At 67.9% G+C, this 18,331-nt stretch carries 17 protein-coding genes; 9 read left to right on the forward strand and 8 right to left on the reverse strand.

Annotated features, from left to right (window positions below):
• Positions 1-474: 474 nt before the first annotated feature.
• Entirely contained in the window at positions 475-768 is a 294-nt protein-coding gene (locus tag AL072_RS33155) for a con-10 family general stress protein (protein ID WP_082108924.1), read from the forward strand.
• A gap of 80 nt (positions 769-848) precedes the next feature.
• Here AL072_RS33155 and leuB read toward each other — a convergent pair whose 3' ends face one another.
• The 3 genes from leuB to AL072_RS00410 form a co-directional block, all read right to left on the reverse strand.
• Complete coding sequence (leuB, locus tag AL072_RS00400) at positions 849-1,964, reverse strand: 3-isopropylmalate dehydrogenase (protein WP_045581977.1); 1,116 nt, start codon at positions 1,962-1,964, stop codon at positions 849-851.
• Between the two features lie 70 nt (positions 1,965-2,034).
• Positions 2,035-2,646: a 3-isopropylmalate dehydratase small subunit gene (gene leuD / locus AL072_RS00405; protein ID WP_045581976.1), complete on the reverse strand. Its 612-nt coding sequence runs from the start codon at positions 2,644-2,646 to the stop codon at positions 2,035-2,037.
• A gap of 182 nt (positions 2,647-2,828) precedes the next feature.
• Positions 2,829-4,049 (reverse strand): MFS transporter, encoded by a 1,221-nt coding sequence (locus AL072_RS00410; protein ID WP_245636707.1) that lies wholly within the window; start codon positions 4,047-4,049, stop codon positions 2,829-2,831.
• A gap of 213 nt (positions 4,050-4,262) precedes the next feature.
• Here AL072_RS00410 and AL072_RS34030 point away from each other — a divergent pair, with 213 nt between their 5' ends.
• The 7 genes from AL072_RS34030 (at position 4,263) to AL072_RS00445 (ending at position 12,565) form a co-directional block, all read left to right on the forward strand.
• Positions 4,263-5,903, forward strand: a complete 1,641-nt coding sequence (locus AL072_RS34030; RefSeq protein WP_045581975.1) for a hypothetical protein — start codon at positions 4,263-4,265, stop codon at positions 5,901-5,903.
• Between the two features lie 78 nt (positions 5,904-5,981).
• Positions 5,982-7,034, forward strand: a complete 1,053-nt coding sequence (locus AL072_RS00420) for a glycosyltransferase family 2 protein (protein WP_082108923.1) — start codon at positions 5,982-5,984, stop codon at positions 7,032-7,034.
• Positions 7,035-7,042: 8 nt separating this feature from the next.
• Positions 7,043-7,474, forward strand: coding sequence for a GtrA family protein (locus AL072_RS00425; protein WP_045581974.1), 432 nt, complete (start codon positions 7,043-7,045; stop codon positions 7,472-7,474).
• A gap of 91 nt (positions 7,475-7,565) precedes the next feature.
• Positions 7,566-8,402, forward strand: a complete 837-nt coding sequence (dapF, locus tag AL072_RS00430; RefSeq protein ID WP_045581973.1) for a diaminopimelate epimerase — start codon at positions 7,566-7,568, stop codon at positions 8,400-8,402.
• A complete protein-coding gene (mtaB, locus tag AL072_RS00435; RefSeq protein ID WP_045581972.1) occupies positions 8,399-9,670 on the forward strand; it encodes a tRNA (N(6)-L-threonylcarbamoyladenosine(37)-C(2))-methylthiotransferase MtaB in 1,272 nt (423 codons plus the stop codon). Before dapF ends, mtaB begins: the two co-directional genes overlap by 4 nt.
• Positions 9,671-9,692: 22 nt before the next feature.
• A complete protein-coding gene (ftsY, locus tag AL072_RS00440; protein ID WP_082108922.1) occupies positions 9,693-10,955 on the forward strand; it encodes a signal recognition particle-docking protein FtsY in 1,263 nt (420 codons plus the stop codon).
• Between the two features lie 98 nt (positions 10,956-11,053).
• Complete coding sequence (locus AL072_RS00445) at positions 11,054-12,565, forward strand: AMP nucleosidase (RefSeq protein ID WP_045581971.1); 1,512 nt, start codon at positions 11,054-11,056, stop codon at positions 12,563-12,565.
• 97 nt (positions 12,566-12,662) lie between these two features.
• Here the strand turns inward: AL072_RS00445 and AL072_RS00450 are convergent, their stop codons facing one another.
• The 5 genes from AL072_RS00450 to AL072_RS00470 all read right to left on the reverse strand — a co-directional run bounded on the left by AL072_RS00450 (position 12,663) and on the right by AL072_RS00470 (position 16,607).
• Complete coding sequence (locus AL072_RS00450) at positions 12,663-13,286, reverse strand: FMN-dependent NADH-azoreductase (protein ID WP_045581970.1); 624 nt, start codon at positions 13,284-13,286, stop codon at positions 12,663-12,665.
• A 140-nt stretch (positions 13,287-13,426) separates the two neighbouring features.
• Entirely contained in the window at positions 13,427-14,197 is a 771-nt protein-coding gene (locus tag AL072_RS00455; RefSeq protein ID WP_045581969.1) for a class II glutamine amidotransferase, read from the reverse strand.
• Positions 14,198-14,300: 103 nt separating this feature from the next.
• Positions 14,301-14,729 (reverse strand): ArsC/Spx/MgsR family protein, encoded by a 429-nt coding sequence (locus tag AL072_RS00460; protein WP_045581968.1) that lies wholly within the window; start codon positions 14,727-14,729, stop codon positions 14,301-14,303.
• A 3-nt stretch (positions 14,730-14,732) separates the two neighbouring features.
• Positions 14,733-15,653, reverse strand: a complete 921-nt coding sequence (gene draG, locus AL072_RS00465; RefSeq protein WP_045581967.1) for an ADP-ribosyl-[dinitrogen reductase] hydrolase — start codon at positions 15,651-15,653, stop codon at positions 14,733-14,735.
• Between the two features lie 75 nt (positions 15,654-15,728).
• Positions 15,729-16,607, reverse strand: coding sequence for an NAD(+)--dinitrogen-reductase ADP-D-ribosyltransferase (locus AL072_RS00470; RefSeq protein WP_082108921.1), 879 nt, complete (start codon positions 16,605-16,607; stop codon positions 15,729-15,731).
• A gap of 187 nt (positions 16,608-16,794) precedes the next feature.
• On the opposite strand from AL072_RS00470, the gene AL072_RS00475 reads away from it, so the two are divergent.
• A complete protein-coding gene (locus tag AL072_RS00475; RefSeq protein WP_045581966.1) occupies positions 16,795-18,096 on the forward strand; it encodes a hypothetical protein in 1,302 nt (433 codons plus the stop codon).
• Positions 18,097-18,331: the final 235 nt, after the last annotated feature.

Here is an 18,331-nt window from a genome sequence, read left to right on the forward strand (position 1 = left end):
TCATTGTTTTAATTGTACATCTTGCCGCCACAACCGATTGTGCTCACACAAATTCCTGGATCGACGGCGAACGCAATATAAAACCCCCTGCCTTGCTCCGTATCGATACTAGGAATGCCAATCAACACAACTTATCCGTCGCAAAAAAAGTAATTTATCGCGGATATGGATCTTTGTTTTTCTACTTGGAGTAGATTTTTCGTCTAGGAAGGCCGATGCGATTGATGCCGCAAGAATACCCTGCCGGCCGTCATTCCCACGACTGGGGAAGCACGAAGGCCCCAAAGGGATTCCGGTTTTTATGCCTGGATCATCGACCGAGGGGACTGCCGAAATGAAGACATCGGCATGGTTTGCGGAAGCTCGGCGTCAGCACCTGTGCGCGACCGCATGGATGATTTAACGGGGTAAAGCGGGAACCACTCCCGTGCCCTGTCGGTTGTCAGATCAACAAGGCACAGTCGGAGGTTGGTTATGGCCTCGAAAGAGAGCAATCGTACGTCGGGCCGCGGTTTCGCGTCGATGGACCCCGATCGGCAACGCCAGATCGCCAGCAAAGGCGGTGAAAGCGTGCCGGCCGACAAGCGCAGCTTTTCAAAGAACCCGGAGCTTGCGGCGGAAGCCGGACGCAAGGGCGGGCGCAGCGTGCCCGCATCCTCGCGCAGCTTCTCCAAGAATCCCTCGCTTGCGGCGGAAGCCGGGCGCAAGGGCGGACAGGCAAGCCACGGCGGTCGTACTACGGCCGACCGCCCAACCGGAGGCGATTGAAACGCGGCAACCGTGCAGACGAAAAGGCCCCCGTCCTTCCGGACGGGGGCCTTTTCTTTGGGAAACCTTCAACCCACCGATCAGGACGCCAGCTTGTCCAGTTCGCGCAGGATCGAATCGCCCATGACGGTCGTGGAGCAGCGGGCCATGCCCGGAGCCATGATGTCGGCCGTGCGCATGCCGCCGCCCAGCACGTTCTGGATCGAGCGCTCGATCAGCTTGGCGTCCTCGTCCAGGTTGAACGAGTAGCGCAGGCACATCGCGAAGGACAGCAGGGTCGCGCAGGGGTTGGCAAGGTCGCGGCCGGCGATGTCGGGGGCCGAGCCATGCACCGGCTCGTAAAGCGCCTTGCGGTTGCCGTCGGCATCCGGAGCGCCGAGCGAGGCCGACGGCAGCATGCCGAGCGAGCCGGTCATCATCGCCGCCTCGTCCGACAGGATGTCGCCGAACAGGTTGTCGGTGACGATCACGTCGAACTGCCGCGGGTTCTTCAGCAGCTGCATGGCGCCGTTGTCGGCATACATGTGGCTCAGCTCGACGTCCTGGAATTCCTCCTGGTGGAGCTTCGTCACCTCCTGCCGCCACAGCAGGCCGGATTCCATGACGTTGGCCTTCTCCATCGAGCACAGCTTGTTGCCACGCTTGCGCGCCAGCTCGAAGGCGACGCGGGCGACGCGGCGGATCTCGCTGGTGGTGTAGACCTGGGTGTTGACGCCGCGGCGTTCGCCGTTGCCGATGTCGGTGATGCCGCGCGGCTCACCGAAATAGACGCCGCCGGTCAACTCGCGGACGATCAGGATATCCAGGCCGCGGATGACATCGGCCTTCAGGGTCGAGGCGTCGACCAGCGCGTCGAACACCACCGCCGGACGCAGGTTGGCGAACAGGCCCAGTTCCTTGCGCAGGGCGAGCAGGCCGGCTTCCGGGCGCTTGGTGTAGTCGGTGGGGTTGTCCCACTTGGGGCCGCCGACCGCGCCCAGCATCACCGCATCCACCGCCAGCGCCTCGGCCAGCGTTGCGTCGGACAGCGGAACGCCGTGGGCGTCGATGGCCGCGCCGCCGACCAGGCCTTCGGACACGTCGAAGGTGATCTTGCGCTTGCGGTCCATCCAGTCGACGACCCGGCGAACCTGGCGCATCACCTCCGGGCCGATGCCGTCACCGGGGAGGAACAGAAGCTTCTTATTGGCGGCCATGGCGGGCGCACTCCCAAAAGTCAGACGTCAAGAAGACAGAGTTGCGGAAATCGGGGGAGGATGGGAGCGGTCAGCCCCACATCCACGGCTGTCCGGCGCGCTGCTTGCCCTCGTACCCGTCGATGTGGGCCGACTGCTGCAGCGTCAGGCCGATGTCGTCCAGGCCGTTCAGCAGGCAATGCTTGCGGAACGGGTCGAGTTCGAAGGAGATGGAGCCGCCGTCCGGGCCGGTGATGGTCTGCTTCTCGAGGTCGACCGTGATGACGGCGTTCGACCCGCGCGACGCGTCGTCGAGCAGCAGGTCCACCTGCTCCTTCGGCAACTTGATCGGCAGGATGCCGTTCTTGAAACAGTTGTTGTAGAAGATGTCGGCGAAGCTGGGGGCGATGATGCAACGGATGCCGAAGTCGGCCAGCGCCCACGGCGCATGCTCGCGCGAGGAGCCGCAACCGAAATTGTCGCCCGACACCAGGATGCTGGCCTTGCGGTAGGCCGCCTTGTTCAGGACGAAGTCCGGGATCTCCTGCCCCTCGGGGGTATAGCGCATCTCGTCGAACAGATGCTTGCCGAGCCCCGTCCGCTTGATGGTCTTCAGGAACTGCTTGGGGATGATCATGTCGGTGTCGACGTTGATCATCGGCAGCGGCGCCGCAACGCCGGTGAGAACCGTGAACTTATCCATCGCCAGAAATCCTGTCGCGCAAGAAGGCGCAAACGCGCGCATGCAGAGCGTGGTGAATAGCAGACCGAACAAGCCATTGCCAGAGGAAGCTTGCCCTTTTCCCTGCGCGCGGCGAGCGAACAGGCATGCGCGAATGCGCCACTACGCATGATTGTTGCGCAGAACTCCTGGAATCGACCCGGTCAGGCCCGCCTCCGCGGCCCGAAACGCAGCGCGAGCACCAGGGAGGCCACGAATGCCGCGACAGCCAGCAGGAAGGACAGCCACAGCGCCGCGGCGTCGCCGAAGCGCTCGATGACCAGCGCAAAGAGCAGCGGCGCCAGCGCGGAGACAAAGAAGCCCGGGGTGATCAGGCGCCCGACGGTCTGACCGTAGCGGGCCGGATCGAACAGGGCCAGCGGCAGGGCGCCGCGCACGATGGTGACCAGCCCGTTGCCCGCCCCGAACAGCAGGGCGAAGGCGATCCCGGCCGCGGGCGCCGCCCCGAACGCCGCCGGCAACGGAAAACAGGGCAAGATCAGGCCGGTCGCCAGGATGCCGAGACCGAAGGCCGACAGCCGCCTGCCGAACCGGATTTCCGCCAGCCGGGCGGCCGACTGCCCGACCCCGCGCAGGGTGGACACCCAGACCGCCAGGGCCGGCGCCATGCCCAGCCCGGCCAGCATCCCGATCATGTGGGCGGACAGCCCCGAGTTCAGCATGCCCGTCAGTGCCACGATCAGCGCATAGAGCACCGAAGCCAATAGCGAGGGCGGGACAGGCATCGGCGGCGCGGACTCGGCACCGTTTTCCGGCGCCCGGCCTTCGGAAACCTGACGATCCGGCACGTGGCGATCCGGCGGAATCAGCAAATGCAGCGGCACCGTCGCCAGCGCCAGCACCGCATAGACGCCCAGCGCACCGCGCCAGCCCAGCACATCCGCCAGCCCCTGCCCCACCGGCCACAGCACGGTGGAGGCCAGCCCGCCCAGCAGCGTGATCTGCGAGATCGGCGTGCGCGCCGCCCGTCCGCCGATCCTGGCCAGCGCGGCGAAGGCCGCATCGTACAGCGCCATCCGCATCGCGAGCCCCAGCAGGACCCAGGCCCCGTAATAGGCGGCCAGCCCATGCGCCAGCGAAAGCCCGAGACAGCCCGCCGCCATCAGCAGGGAACCGGTGACCATCACCGGCCGCCCGCCATGCCGGTCGATGGCGCGCCCGACGCCGGGCGACACCAGTCCCATCACCACCAGTGCCACGGTGAAGCCGCCATGGATCGTCGGCAGCCCTTGACCGAGGTCCGCCGCCATCGTCTCGCCGAACAGGCCGATCACATAATAGGAGACGCCCCAGCAGACGAGCTGCGACATGCCCAGCGCCCACACCAGCCGCGCCGGTATCGCCGGCCCCCTTGTTGCGTCCACGCCCCGCCACGCCCCCTTGCGTCCACCGAAAGGCGCCACGGTAGCCGCCGGCCACAGCCCGGCAAACGACTTGTTCGGTGACGAGCCCTGTGAAAATCGCGAGGGACGGGAAGTCGTGAGATATCCGCTCGCCGACGTTCGTCGCTTGCAGAGCGTCAGGTCGCCGCTTACCAAAGTGCCGCGCCCCTCACGAACGAAGGTCCACCCGCCCCGATGCCGCCCTTCGACGACGACCGCCGCGCCCGCCTGACCGGTCGCATCTTCCTGCTGCTGGCGCCCGCCGCCTACGGCCTGCTGACCCTGGCCTTCGGCATGGACGCCAACTGGGATTTGCGGAACTACCACTGGTACAACGGCTACGCGCTGCTGACCGGGCGGATCGGGCGCGACCTGCTCGCCGCGCAGATGCCAACCTTCTACACCCCCTTCCTCGACGCGCCCTTCTACTGGCTGGCGACCCATCTGCCGGCACGGGCAGCCGGCTTCCTGTGGGGGACGTTGCAAGGCGTGAACCTGTCGCTGCTGTTCCTGCTGGCATCATCCTGCATGCGGAACATTCCGGTTCGACAACGAACGATGGCCGCCATGGCGCTGGCGGTGATGGGCGGGCTGGGCGGCGGCACGCTGGGGCTGATCGGCACCAGCTTCCAGGACAATGTCGTCAGCCTGGGCGTGCTGGGGGCGCTGGCGGTCGTCGCCCACGGCCTGCCCGGCATCCTTGACGGCCGGCCGCTGCCGAGCTTCGCGCGGGTGGCTGCGGCCGGGCTGCTGGCCGGCGCGGCGATGGGGCTGAAGAACCCGACGGTGATCTATGCGGTCGGGCTATGCCTGGCCTTCCTGGCCTTGCCCGCCCGCCCCTGGCGGCGGCTGTGGCTGGCCTTCTTCTTCGGCATCGGCGTGCTGACGGGGCTGGCGCTGGGCGGCGGCCTGTGGATGGCGCATCTGTGGCACGATTACGGGAACCCGGTCTTCCCGCACATGAACCATATCTTCAAGTCGCCCTTTGCCGCGATTTCCGACTATGTCAATGTCGCCTTCTTCCCACCGAACCTATGGGAGCGGCTGTTCTTCCCAGTCGTCTTCACCTTTTCCCCCCTGACGGTGGGCGAGGTGCCGTGGTTCGACCTGCGGGTTCTTGCCCTGTTCGTCCTGGTGCCGGCCGGGTTCGCCGGCATGCTCGCCGGCCGATCGATGCGTAAGCGGAACGATTGGCTGACCGACAAGCCCGCGACCCGCTTCCTGCTGGTGGCGCTGAGCATCACCTATGCGCTGTGGGTGGCGATGTTCTGCATCTACCGCTACCTCGTGCCGCTGGAAATGCTGGCGCCGCTGGCGCTGGTGATGGCGGTGGGGCTGCTGCCGCTGGCGCGGCGGCTGCGCATCGGGCTGGCCGTGGCGCTGCTGGCGCTGGTGCAGCTGACGGTACAGCCGGCCGACTGGGGGCGCATCCCCTGGCCGGCGGGCGCGGACCAACGCTGGGTGCAGGCGGACGTGCCGCCCATCGACGATCCAGACGACACCATGGTGCTGATGGCCGGCTATTGGGCCATTTCGCACGTCATCCCGTCCTTCCCGTCACGCGTCACCTTCGTGCGCATCCAGTCCAACTTCCTGCAGCCGGATTCGGTCGGCAACGGCTATCTCGCCATCATGAAGGACAAGCTATCGGCCCATCGCGGCCCCTTCCTGATGCTGAGCACGATCCCGGACACGGCTGGCGCCGCCAAGGCGGCCGCCCTGGTCGGCCTGCGGCTGGACCCGCAGCGCTGCCGGATCGTCGCCAACAATCTGGGGGAACCGCTGAATCTCTGTGCGGTCGACCGGATGGCCGGCAACCGGGAGACAATGGAATAATCGCCCGGTTTGTGCTGTTTATCACCCGTGATCGCCGCGCCAGCCCCGCAGTCCCCTTCCGAGCCCGAAGTCCGCACCATGACCGTATCGACCATCGGCCGCCCCGCCCCCATCGCCGGCAGCGACCCGGGCAGCACCGAATCGGGAACGCCGATGACCGCCGCCGAAACGGGCCCGGCTCCGACCATCGCGGTGCTGATCCCCTGCTACAACGAAGAGGCGGCCATCGGCTCGGTGGTGCGCGACTTCCGCGCCGCGCTGCCGGACGCCATCGTCTACGTCTACGACAACAACTCCAAGGACAGGACGGTGGAGGTCGCGCGGGCCGCGGGCGCGGTGGTCCGCAGCGAGCCGCTGCAGGGCAAAGGCAACGTCATGCGCCGCATGTTCGCCGACATCGAGGCGGACGTGTATGTGCTGGTCGACGGCGACGACACCTACCATGCGGCCAGCGCCCCGTTGCTGGTGAAGCGGCTGTGGGACGAGCAGTTGGACATGGTCAACGGCGCGCGGGTGACCGAGATCGTCGCCGCCTACCGCCCCGGCCACCGCTTCGGCAATCTGGTGCTGACCGGCATGGTCGCCAGGATCTTCGGCAGCCGCATCGGCGACATGCTGTCGGGCTACCGGGTCTTCTCGCGCCGCTTCGTCAAGTCCTTCCCGGCGCTGGCCAGTGGTTTCGAGACCGAAACGGAACTGACCGTCCATGCGCTGGAGCTGCGCATGCCGATCGCCGAGGTGAAGACCCCCTACAAGGACCGCCCGCCCGGGTCGCACAGCAAGCTCAACACCATCCGCGACGGCATCCGTATCCTGCGCGCCATCGTCATGCTGGTGAAGGAGGAGCGGCCGCTGCCCTTCTTCTCCGCCCTGTTCGGTCTGCTGGCGCTGCTGTCGATGGTGCTGGGCGTGCCGGTCATCGCCACCTATTTCGAAACCGGTCTGGTCCCGCGCTTCCCAACGGCCCTGCTCGCCACCGGGCTGATGCTGCTGGGCTTCCTCAGCCTGACCTGCGGCCTGATCCTCGACACCGTCACCCATGGCCGCCGCGAGGCCAAGCGCATGCACTATCTGTCGCAGCGCGCGCCGGGCAACCACCCGCCGCTCGCCCAACCAGGCACGCGGCGGTGAGCGGCAGGTTGAGCGACACGGTGGCCGGAGTGCTGGACAGCCGGCTCGGCCGGCTCGGGGTGCAGTTCGCCAAGTTCGGCGCGGTCGGCATCGTCGGGCTGGCGGTCGACACGGCGGTGCTCTACGCCGGGCTGGCGCTGGGGCTGGAGTTCTTCGCCGCCCGCATTCCCTCGTTCTTCGCCGCGGCGACGGCGACCTGGGCACTGAACCGCGCCTTCACCTTCCGCGGTGCGGCCGTTGAGCCGCTGCATCGCCAGTGGGCCAAGTTCATCGCCGCCAACGCCATCGGCGGCGTGATCAATTACGGCGTGTCGGTCGGGCTGGAATCCGGTGTGCAGCTGATTGCCGAGCATCCGTTCCTGGCGGTGGCCGCCGGGTCGATCGCCGGCATGTTCTTCAACTTCGCGGCGTCGAAGCATCTGGTGTTCAAGGGGGCGTGACCGTCGCTCCCCCGAGGAGTGGGCGCCTGCGATTCTGCCTTGCGCGGCGCCTTATGGACTTATCCCCGCCGCTCGCCATATAACGGCGGCCATGACCCGCGAATTCCTGAAGATGCACGGCCTCGGCAACGACTTCGTCGTGATCGACGCCCGTTCCGAACCCTACCGCCCGTCGGGTGCGGAGGTGCGCGCCATCGCCGACCGCAAGACCGGCGTGGGCTGCGACCAGTTCATCATCCTGGAACACACGGACGCGCCGGGCGCCGATGCCTTCATGCGCATCCACAATGCCGACGGCAGCGAGGTCGGGGCCTGCGGCAACGCTTCGCGCTGCGTCGGCTGGCTGCTGATGACCGAGAGCGGACGCGACCGCACCAGCTTCCAGACCGAAGCGGGCCTGCTGCACGCCTCCCGCGCCGACAACGGCCGCATCACCGTGGACATGGGCGCTCCCCGGCTGGACTGGGCGGCGATTCCGCTGGCCACCCCCACCGACACGCTGCGGGTCGAAACCGTGGAGCATGGCGGCTTCGCCGCTCCGGTCGCGGTCAGCATGGGCAACCCCCACGCCGTCTTCTTCGTCGACGACGCCGAGGCGGTGCCGCTGACCGAGGTCGGTCCGGTGTTCGAGAACCACCCCGCTTTCCCCGAACGCGCCAACATCGAATTCGCCCAGGTGCTGTCACCCACCGCCATCCGCATGCGGGTGTGGGAGCGCGGCGCCGGCATCACCCAGGCCTGCGGCACCGGCGCCTGCGCCACGCTGGTGGCGGCGGCCCGCCGCGGCCTGACCGGGCGCAAGGCCGACATCCTGCTCGACGGCGGCACCCTGACCATCGAGTGGACCGGGGAAGACCGCGTTCTGATGACCGGACCGGTGGCCTTGAGCTTCAGCGGCCGGCTGTCCGCCGAACTGGCGTCAGCATGAGCGACGGCACCGACAGCACGACGCAGGCCGGCCCCGAGATCGTCACCTTCGGCTGCCGCCTGAACAGCTACGAATCCGAGGTGATGCGCAACCATGTGCGCAGCGCCGGGCTGGACGACGTGGTGATCGTCAACACCTGCGCGGTGACCTCGGAAGCGGAGCGGCAGGCGCGGCAGACCATCCGCAAGCTGCGCCGCGAGCGGCCCGACGCCCGCATCGTCGTCACCGGCTGCGCGGCCCAGATCGACCCGCAGCGCTTCGCCGCCATGCCGGAGGTCGATCAGGTCCTGGGCAACCAGGAAAAGCTGCAGCCGGAAAGCTGGGGCCTGCCGCCGACCGAAAAGGTGCTGGTCAACGACATCATGTCGGTGAAGGAAACCGCCGGCCACCTGATCGGCGGGTTCGAGGACCGTGCCCGCGCCTTCGTCCAGGTTCAGCAGGGCTGCGACCACCGCTGCACCTTCTGCATCATTCCCTATGGCCGAGGGCCCTCCCGCTCCGTCCCCATCGGCGGCATCGTCGAGCAGGTGCAGGCGCTGGTGAAGGCCGGCTACAACGAGGTGGTGCTGTCCGGTGTCGACATCACCAGCTACGGCCCCGACCTGCCCGGGGCGCCCTCGCTCGGGCAGATGGTGCGCCGGTTGCTGGCCTGCGTGCCGGAACTGCCGCGGCTGCGCCTGTCCTCGCTCGACTGCATCGAGATGGACGACGACCTCTGGCGCCTGATCGAGACCGAGCCTCGCCTGATGCCGCACCTGCACCTGTCGCTCCAGGCTGGCGACGACATGGTTTTGAAGCGGATGAAGCGCCGCCACGGCCGCGCCGATGCCATCGCCTTCTGCGAGCGGGTGCGCCGCATCCGCCCCGACGTGGTGTTCGGCGCCGACTTCATCGCCGGTTTCCCGACCGAGACCGAGGAGATGTTCCAGAACACCCTGCGGCTGGTGGAGGAATGCGGCCTGACCTGGCTGCATGTCTTCCCCTACAGCCCGCGCCCAGGCACGCCGGCCGCCCGCATGCCGCAGGTCGACGGTGCCGTCCGCAAGGAGCGCGCCGCCCGCCTGCGCGCCGCCGGTGAAACGGCGGAGGCCGGCAAGCTGGCGAGCCTCGTCGGCCGCAACGCGACGGTGCTGGTGGAGAAGGACGATCTGGGCCGCACGGAGCATTTCGCCGCGATCCGTCTCGGCCGGATTTTCCCGCCCGGCTCGCTGGTGCCCGCCGCCATCACCGGCGTCGAGAACGGCGTGCTGACCGGCGCACCGCTCTGACCTCTCTCATAGTGGACACTCCATGATTTTCCGCTGGTTCGGCCGCAAGAAGCCCGAAGAGACCGCTCCCAAGGACGAGGCGGCGCAGGACGAATCGGCAGGGCTCGAGTCCGCCACGCCCGCACCGGAGGTGGAGCCGCAGCCGGAGGTGGAGCCCGTCCCGCCCCGCGTCGAAACGCCGGCGCCCGCCCCTGCGCCGGCGGTGCCGGTCGTTCCCGTTCCGCCGACAGTGCCGGCTGCCCCCGTTCTCCCGGCGGCGCCCCCGGCACCCGAACCGGAACCGGTTCCCGAACTGCCGCCCGCTCCCGCGCCGGCCGCTGTCCAAGTCCCGGCCCCGGCCGCCGAAGAGGTGCCGCCGAGCAAGAAAGGCTGGTTCGCCAAGCTGAAGGAAGGGCTGTCGAAGTCCTCCTCCAAGCTGACCGACGGCATCACCAGCATCTTCACCAAGCGCAAGCTGGACGACGAGGCGCTGGAGGAGCTGGAAGAGTTGCTGATCACCGCCGACCTCGGGCCCGCCACCGCGGCAAAGGTGACGGCGGAACTGGCGCGCACCCGCTTCGGCAAGGAGGTCTCGCCGGAGGAGGTCAAGTCGACGCTCGCCGCCGAAGTGGCGAAGATCGTCGGCCCGGTCGCCCGGCCTCTGCTGCTCGACCCGGCGCTGAAACCGCATGTCATCCTGGTCGTCGGCGTGAACGGCACCGGCAAGACCACCACCATCGGCAAGCTCGCCCGCCAGTTCAAGGCGGAGGGCAAGAGCGTGATGCTGGCGGCCGGCGACACCTTCCGCGCCGCCGCCGTCAGCCAGCTGAAGATCTGGGGCGAGCGCACCGGCTGCCCGGTCGTCGCCCGCGACACCGGGGCGGACGCCGCCGGGCTGGCCTATGAGGCGCTGGAGCGGGCACGGGCGGAGAAGGTCGACGTGCTGCTGATCGACACCGCCGGCCGCCTGCAGAACAAGACCGGCCTGATGGAGGAACTGCGCAAGATCGTCCGCGTCATCAAGAAGCTGGACGAAACGGCACCGCACACCACCCTTCTGACGCTGGACGCCACCACCGGCCAGAACGCGCACAGCCAGGTCGAGATCTTCCGCGACATGGTCAACGTCAACGGCCTGATCCTGACCAAGCTCGACGGATCGGCCCGCGGCGGCGTGCTGGTCTCGCTGGCGGAGAAGTTCAAGATCCCGGTCCACGCCATCGGCGTCGGCGAGGGCGTCTACGACCTGCGCCCCTTCGACGCCGACGCCTTTGCCAAATCGCTGATGGGTCTGAACGCGGAGTGATCCGCCCTCATCCCCATGGGTAGGGATGGGTGCACCGACGGTGGGTCGGCCGAAATTCGGCCTTCCCAGCCGGTCGTTCGTACTCCATCTTCGTAGGCATGACTGAGAAAGCCCCGCTCCAGCCCGGGTCGGCCGGGCGTTTCACCGATGCCAAAGCAGCACTGGCCTGCGTGCGCGACATCTATGAGCGCAACACCGTCTTCCTGCGCGACCGCTTCGCCGCCTACACCCAGGGCGAGGAGGAAGGCGGACGGAACCGGGCCTGCTATCCTTACGTCCGGCTGACGGCGATCTCCGGAGCCGCGGCCGATACCCGGCTGTCCTATGGCTTCGTCGAGGGCGTCGGCGTCCATTCGACCACGGTGACGCGGCCCGACCTGTTCGAGCGCTATCTTCTGGAACAGTTCACGCTGCTGCTGCGCAACCACGACGTTCCGCTGGAGGTCGGCGTCAGCGAGGAGCCGATCCCGATCCATTTCGCCTTTCCCCAAGGCATGTATGTCGAAGGCGACCTGCCGCCGGACCGGCTGACCAAGTTGCCCGACCTGTTCGACCTGCCCGATCTGGCGCGGATGGACGACACCATCGTCAACGGCACCTGCGACACCGGGCTGGACGCGGTGAAGCCGTTGGCGCTGTTCACTGCGCCGCGGGTGGATTTCTCGCTGCACCGGCTGCGTCACTACACGGCGACGGCGCCGGAGCATTTCCAGAACTTCGTCCTGTTCACCAACTACCAGTTCTATGTCGACGAGTTCATCCGCCTGTCGCGCGAGATCATGGAGCCTACCGGCGACGCCGAACTGGCCGCCTATCGCGCCCAATATGACAGCTTCGTCGAGCCGGGCGACATCGTCACCGCCAACCTGAACCTGGGCGGCGCGGCGGCGGACGTCGCCTCCGTCAAGCTGACGCGCATGCCGCAGATGCCGGCCTACCACCTGAAACGGCCGGACGGCAACGGCATCACCCTGGTCAACATCGGTGTCGGCCCGTCCAACGCCAAGACCATCACCGACCATATCGCAGTGCTGCGCCCGCATGCGTGGCTGATGCTTGGCCACTGCGCCGGCCTGCGCCACACCCAGCGGCTGGGCGACTATGTGCTGGCCCACGGCTATGTCCGCGAGGACCATGTGCTGGACGCCGACCTGCCACTGTGGGTCCCGGTGCCGGCTCTGGCCGAGGTGCAGCGCGCCTTGGAGACCGCGGTGGAGCGGGTGACCGGCCTGTCGGGGTTCGACCTGAAGGGCATCATGCGCACCGGCACCGTCGCCACCATCGACAACCGGAACTGGGAGCTGCGCGACCACCGCGAACCGCTGATGCGGTTCAGCCAGAGCCGCGCCATCGCGCTGGACATGGAAAGCGCGACGATCGCCGCCAACGGCTTCCGCTTCCGCGTGCCGTACGGGACGTTGCTGTGCGTGTCGGACAAGCCGATGCATGGGCAGTTGAAGCTGCCGGGCATGGCCGACCGCTTCTATCGCGAGCGGGTCGACCAGCATCTGAAGATCGGTGTGCTGGCGATGGAGTTGCTGCGCGAGCACGGGATGGAGACGCTGCATTCCCGCAAGCTGCGCAGCCTGGCGGAGGTGGCGTTCCAGTAGGGAGAGTGTCGGCTACGGGTGCCCCCTCCCCATCCCTCCCCCACCTTCGGTGGGAGAGGGGGCGGGAGCTTTGCAGGACTGTCGACGCCCCTCGGCCTCAAGCCGCGATCAGCAGACCCTCGATCTCCTTGGCGGCACCGGCCAGCGCCTTGTCCTTGGCCTCCGGGCCCATGCCGATGCCCTCGGCGCGGATGAAGGTCACGTCGGTGATGCCGAAGAAACCGAACACAGTGCGCAGATAGGCTTCCTGATGGTCGAGGCCGGCCAGCGCCGGATTGGTCGAATAGACGCCACCGCGGCCCGACGCCACGATCACGCGCTTGCCGCCGGCCAGACCCTCGGGGCCCTTCTCGGTATAGCGGAAGGTGCGGCCGGCCTGGGCGAGGCGGTCGATCCAGGCCTTCAGCTGGGTCGGGATCGAGAAATTATACATCGGCGCGCCGACCACCACGACATCGGCGGCCAGGAACTCTTCGACCAGTGCATCGCTCAGGGCCAGCTCGTCGCGCTGGCGGTCGCTCAACCCCTCACGGCTGCCGAGCTTGACGACCTGCAGCAGCTCGCCGTCCAGATGGGCCGGCGGGTTGGCGGCGACGTCGCGGGCGACCAAGGTGGCCGCCGGATCGGCCTTCACCAGGGCTTCGACGATGGAGGCGGTCAACTGGCGGGTGACGGAGGCGGTGCCGAGCGGGCTGGAGTCGACATGCAGGATCGTGGTCATGGCGGAAGGAGCCTCTTGGTTGTTGCGGCCGTCGGTCCCGGCCGGTTTCTGACGCCCAAGATGCTCCAATGTTTCCCGGCGGTTAAGCCGGGCTGTGCGCGAAAGATCGTTTCATACGACGCAACAATCGCCAGCCCGGATCAGCGCGTGACCAGATGTCCGCCGCGGAAGACCGCCATCTGTCCGGGCTGCATCACCGTCCACGCCTCGTCGCGGGTCAGCGGACGGGTGGCAATGACGGTGACGACGTCGTTCGGCGTCGTCTCCTTGGAGAAATCGATGCTCATGTCGGCATCGACCAGGGTGGCGGCACCGAAGGGCGCCTTGCGGGTCAGCCAGGCGAGGTTGGTGGCGCAGTGGCACCACAGGGTGCGCCCGTCGCTGAGCAGCATGTTGAACACGCCGAGAGACCCCAGGTCGGCGGCGAGATGACGGATCAGCTTCATCAGCCCGGCGGTCGTCTTCGGCGGCTCCGGATACTGCATGCGGATCTGGTCGAGCAGCCAGCAGAAGGCATGCTCGCTGTCGGTGGTGCCGACCGGCTCGTAGAAGGTGAGCATACGGTCCTTTACGCCCTTCAACTGGCCATTGTGGGCGAAGGTCCACACCCGCCCCCACAATTCTCGGGTGAAGGGGTGGGTGTTCTCCAGCGACACCCGGCCGCGGTTGGCGCGGCGGATGTGCGAGATCACCGTGCAGGACTTGATCGAATATTGGCTGACCAGCCGGGCGATCTCCGATTCGCTGCTGGGAGACGGATCGTGGAAGCTGCGGCAGCCCTTGCCCTCGTAGAAGGCGATGCCCCAGCCGTCGCGGTGCGGCCCGGTCGCCCCGCCCCGCCGCATCAGCCCGGCGAAGCTGAAGCAGATGTCCGTGGGCACGTTGGCGCTCATGCCCAGGAGTTCGCACATGGTATCCTCGCCTGCCGCTTGTCGTTCGCCTCTGGGCGCACAAGCTACGACAGGCGGCGGACGGCGTCACCTTTCGACTTGCGCCCTGCGGCCGCGACGGGAGCTACACCGCCGGCTTCGGACAGGGCGGCATGTCGGGCCGCAGGCATCCCTCCATCGCCCCGCCGGCCGGCGCCGCACCGGCCAGCCCGATCCAGGCATTGACCCGGTCGGTCTCGAAACCGCAGTCGCGGCGGTCGCCGACCTGCATCAGCGGCCGGCGGATCAATAGCGGGCGTTCGACCATGGCGGCCAGCGCCGACGCCTCGTCCAGCGCCTCCGGTACCACCTCGCCGCTCTTCACCGCAGGCGCGGCGCGGTTGAACCAGTCCGCCACCGGCCGGTCGCCGAAGAAGGGGCGCAGCGTTCCGGGCGTCCAGGGTTCGGACAACAGGTCGCGGGCGATCACCCGATGTCCGGCCTGTTCCAGCATCGCCTTCTGCCGGGCGTTGCCGCCGCAGCCGGGTTTCTCGAAGAAGGTCACGTCGGCCATCGGTCATTCCTTTCCGAACAGCGGCGCGCGGGCCAGCAGCGCGTCGGTTTGCTGACAAATCTCGTCATACACCTTGCGGTCCAGCTTGCGCAGCCAGCGCGACGGGATCGACTCCACGCCATAGGTGGCGCCGGCCAGCATGCCGGCGATGGCGCCGGTGGTGTCGGCGTCGCCCCCCTGGTTCACCGTCTCCACCACGCAGGATTCGACCGAATCGGTCTGGAAGTAATAGTGGAAGACCGTCTGAACCGTATCGACGACGAAGGCGGTGGACAGGCCGCGGTAGGGCTCGAACTTGAACTGGCGGTGTCGGGCGATCAGCGCGTTCGCCTCCTCCCGCGCCGCGACGATGCCGCCGCCCCGCACCAGCCGCTGCACCATCCGGCCGAGCGCGATCACCGCGGAATCGGACAGCTGGTTGCAGTGGGTGATGCGCGACTGTTCGACCGACCAGCGTTCGAACGCCGCATCGTCGCCCAGCGTCGCCAGCGCCACCGGCAGGTTGCGCATCGCCGCCCCGTTGCCGGCATGGTACTCCGACTCCGGCTCCTCCAGGGTGCCATGCATGATGAAGCGGCGGATGCCGCGGCGCGTCGTGTCGCCGACATCGACCGGCACCGATTTCAGCCAGATGGCGAACTCCTCGGCGGCTCGGCGGGCGTCCCAGTCCGGCCCGGACAGGATGGCGCGGCCGAGATGCAGCGACATCTCGGTGTCGTCGGTCACTTGCCCGGCGGGCAGCTTCAGCCAGCCGCCGCCCTTGATGTGCTTGTGGACGCCGTACTGGTGGGCGATCTCTCCCTTGGTCAGGAATTCCACGGTGGCGCCCAGCGCGTCGCCGCAGGCCAGGCCGAGATAGGCGCCCAAGGCCCTGGACCGGATGTCCGGCGGGATTTGGGGCGTGAAACTGGTCGGATCGGTCATGCCATGGGGCGATAAGCCCGCCCTTTCCTGGTGCGCCCTGCAAGCGGCCATGCGACCGCAGCCGGACGTGAGTTGTCAGAGAAGCGACACACCCACCCGGTAATCCCCGCCAATCACCAGATACTCCCCTTCGCCCTGGAAAGGATAGCGCGGCAGAATGTCGCGGAAGAACACCACCTTGGGCAAAGGCACCCAGGCGTCGAGGATGTAGTCGCCGAACTGGCCGGCGATGTCGCGGTTTATCGAGAAGGAACACAGGTTGTTCAGCCGCAGCACCGCCGTCCGCTTGTCCGGCCGCGCGACGATGTGGTGTTCCTCGAAATCGTTGACGCCCCGGTACAGCCGGATGTGCGACGCCCAGTTGGGCATCGGCGCCTCCGGCCAGCCGCGGCGGATCGTCCACTGGCAGAACTCGTACAGCAGGTCGAGCTGCAGGTGGATGTTGTTGTTGTGGAAGCGGGTCGACTGCTTCTCCTCGCCATAGGCCGTCCAGGCGTCGGAGGCAAAGCGGCGGATCGGCTCGCGGTGGAAGGTGGGCAGCAGGCCGAACCGGCTCTCGACCCAACCCTTCAGCACCGCCCCTTCCGCCAGGTTGCTGTCGAACATCCAGCCCTTCAGCAGGCGCAGGTAGCTGGCGCGGAAACGCCGCTTGCCGTCCGGCCCTTCCGACCCGGAGAAATCCGGATTGACCCCGAAGATGCCCGCCATGTAGCGCTGAAAGACATCCGATGCGGACAGCGCGTTGCGGCTTTCGTCCAGCGCCTCGAACAGGGCCGCATGCTCGCTGCGGGTGGCGCCGATGCGCAACCGCCGCGGCTCGTCGTTGTAGGCCTCGCCGCACAGGGCGGCGGCCGGCACATTGACCAGATTGGTGCGGTGGGTGCGCAGCGCCAGCGGCGAGTCCGGATCGACCGGCCGACCTTTCGCATCCCGCATCACCGCCCCGTCCGCCACGCCCGTCCGCTCCGTCCGAATGTCACCAATTTTTATATGGATAATGTGGAATCCGGCGCGCGCCAAGCCTCCTGCTGCGCAGCCCGACAGAGGCGCGTCGCCGCATGTCGCACTATTGTCCGTTTGAAGCCGAACCATCCGGCCCCCATACTCAGTAAAGCGACGCTCAAGATCCGGCGGCACACGCATGGCCTTCTGGCCGACCAAGTATGACGACAGCCAGCGCCGACGCGCCACCCCCGCGCTTGGTCAGACCTCTCCCCCGCCCCCCTCCCCTCCACCGCTCCAGCCGACAACGCCGGACAGCCGCCCGCCGCGCGGCAGCGACGAGGCGCGCACCGCCCTGCGGCTGGCGCAGCTGCTGCGCGGCACCATCACGCCGCTGCGCGGCGACGCCGTGCTGGAATTGCTGGAGCCACACCGGCCGCGGCTGGTGCCCAAGCCGGTCAACCCGCTGCCGGCCCTGGTCGGACAGCCGCCAGGCCGGATGCTCGACGCGCTGCTGCGGCCGATCGGGCAGATCGTCACCGACGTGCTGCTGCCGGGTGTGCGCGACCACCTGATCGACCGGCTGGTTACCGGCCGCACCGACCATGACGAGACCCTGCCGAACGCCGTCGATCTGGCCGAGGCGATGCGGGCGCTGATCGGCCGGATGCGCGGCGGCGGCAAGGCCCATCTCCAGTCGGTGGTTGCGGCGATCGAGGCCGACGCCCGCACCACCGCCGATGCGCTGACCCGGGAGCGCCGCCCGGTGGATGTCGGCGGCATCGACCGGCTGGCGCGCGCCCTGCTGCGGTTCGAGGTGCGGCGAATGGTGCTGGAGGTGCTGGGCAGCGGCAGCGCGGTGCAGGACGTCGTCTACCAGTCGCGGCGGCTGGCCCGCTATTCCCTGCACCGCGCCACCGAGGCGATCGAGGGCTTCGTCGCCGACCGCGGGCTGAAGGCGCTGCACGCCAGCCTCGCAACCCTGGCCCAGGCCGACGGGCTGATCGTCATCGCGCTCCGCAACCTGGACGACCAGGAGGAGACGAAGGAGGAGTCCGGCCCCTTCGTCGAGCCGGCCGACCGCAAGGCGATGAACGACTGGCTGTCGGCGGCATGGCGACTTTCCGACACTTTGTTCGATCTCGTCGGAAAGGCCGCTGCCGGCGGCGGGCTGGACGACCTGCTGTTCGCAGCCCTGCTGCGCCAGTTGCGCAGCCTGCATTATTTCTGCGCCGACCTGAGCCACGCCGGCCGGCCAGCCGCGGTCGACACGCTGAAGCAGCGGCTGATCGAACGCGCCGACGCGCTGGCGCGGCTGACCGGCGACCGGCTGGTGGAAGTGCTGCTGGCGAAACCCGCCGATCGGGCGCTGGCCCGCCGGCTGGTCGCCCGCGGCCGGCTGCTGGCGCAACTCCTCTACGACATGGACCGTGACGAGGCGGTGGAGGAGCTGGCGCTCCGCATCGTCGTCGCGGCCGAGGCGCTGGGCGAGGCGCGGTAGGAAAACAGGGTTCGCGTCGCCTTGCCGCCCCCCGCCGCAAAAGACCAGACAAAATGTCGGGCTTTGTCGCATGTGTCGGGACCCCGACAAAGGTGTCCGCTCCCCCGATACGGAAAAATATTCATATGTTTCAATAGATTGCGATTTTTATCAGCTCTGGCACGGGTCGTGCAATCCATGAAATCCGAAGCGGCCACGAACCGGCCGCACCGGATCGAAGCAACCTTCCACGACC

It is taken from the genome of Azospirillum thiophilum (genome assembly GCF_001305595.1).
Classification (GTDB): Bacteria; Pseudomonadota; Alphaproteobacteria; order Azospirillales; family Azospirillaceae; genus Azospirillum; species Azospirillum thiophilum.

Excerpts from the sequence above, each read along its gene's own strand:
- AL072_RS33155 (WP_082108924.1), top strand. The coding sequence starts at position 475 with ATGGCCTCGAAAGAGAGCAATCGTACGTCGGGCCGCGGTTTCGCGTCG.
- leuB (WP_045581977.1), bottom strand. The coding sequence starts at position 1,964 with ATGGCCGCCAATAAGAAGCTTCTGTTCCTCCCCGGTGACGGCATCGGC.
- leuD (WP_045581976.1), bottom strand. The coding sequence starts at position 2,646 with ATGGATAAGTTCACGGTTCTCACCGGCGTTGCGGCGCCGCTGCCGATG.
- AL072_RS34030 (WP_045581975.1), top strand. The coding sequence starts at position 4,263 with ATGCCGCCCTTCGACGACGACCGCCGCGCCCGCCTGACCGGTCGCATC.
- AL072_RS00420 (WP_082108923.1), top strand. The coding sequence starts at position 5,982 with ATGACCGTATCGACCATCGGCCGCCCCGCCCCCATCGCCGGCAGCGAC.
- dapF (WP_045581973.1), top strand. The coding sequence starts at position 7,566 with ATGACCCGCGAATTCCTGAAGATGCACGGCCTCGGCAACGACTTCGTC.
- mtaB (WP_045581972.1), top strand. The coding sequence starts at position 8,399 with ATGAGCGACGGCACCGACAGCACGACGCAGGCCGGCCCCGAGATCGTC.
- ftsY (WP_082108922.1), top strand. The coding sequence starts at position 9,693 with ATGATTTTCCGCTGGTTCGGCCGCAAGAAGCCCGAAGAGACCGCTCCC.
- AL072_RS00445 (WP_045581971.1), top strand. The coding sequence starts at position 11,054 with ATGACTGAGAAAGCCCCGCTCCAGCCCGGGTCGGCCGGGCGTTTCACC.
- AL072_RS00450 (WP_045581970.1), bottom strand. The coding sequence starts at position 13,286 with ATGACCACGATCCTGCATGTCGACTCCAGCCCGCTCGGCACCGCCTCC.
- AL072_RS00455 (WP_045581969.1), bottom strand. The coding sequence starts at position 14,197 with ATGTGCGAACTCCTGGGCATGAGCGCCAACGTGCCCACGGACATCTGC.
- AL072_RS00460 (WP_045581968.1), bottom strand. The coding sequence starts at position 14,729 with ATGGCCGACGTGACCTTCTTCGAGAAACCCGGCTGCGGCGGCAACGCC.
- draG (WP_045581967.1), bottom strand. The coding sequence starts at position 15,653 with ATGACCGATCCGACCAGTTTCACGCCCCAAATCCCGCCGGACATCCGG.
- AL072_RS00475 (WP_045581966.1), top strand. The coding sequence starts at position 16,795 with ATGGCCTTCTGGCCGACCAAGTATGACGACAGCCAGCGCCGACGCGCC.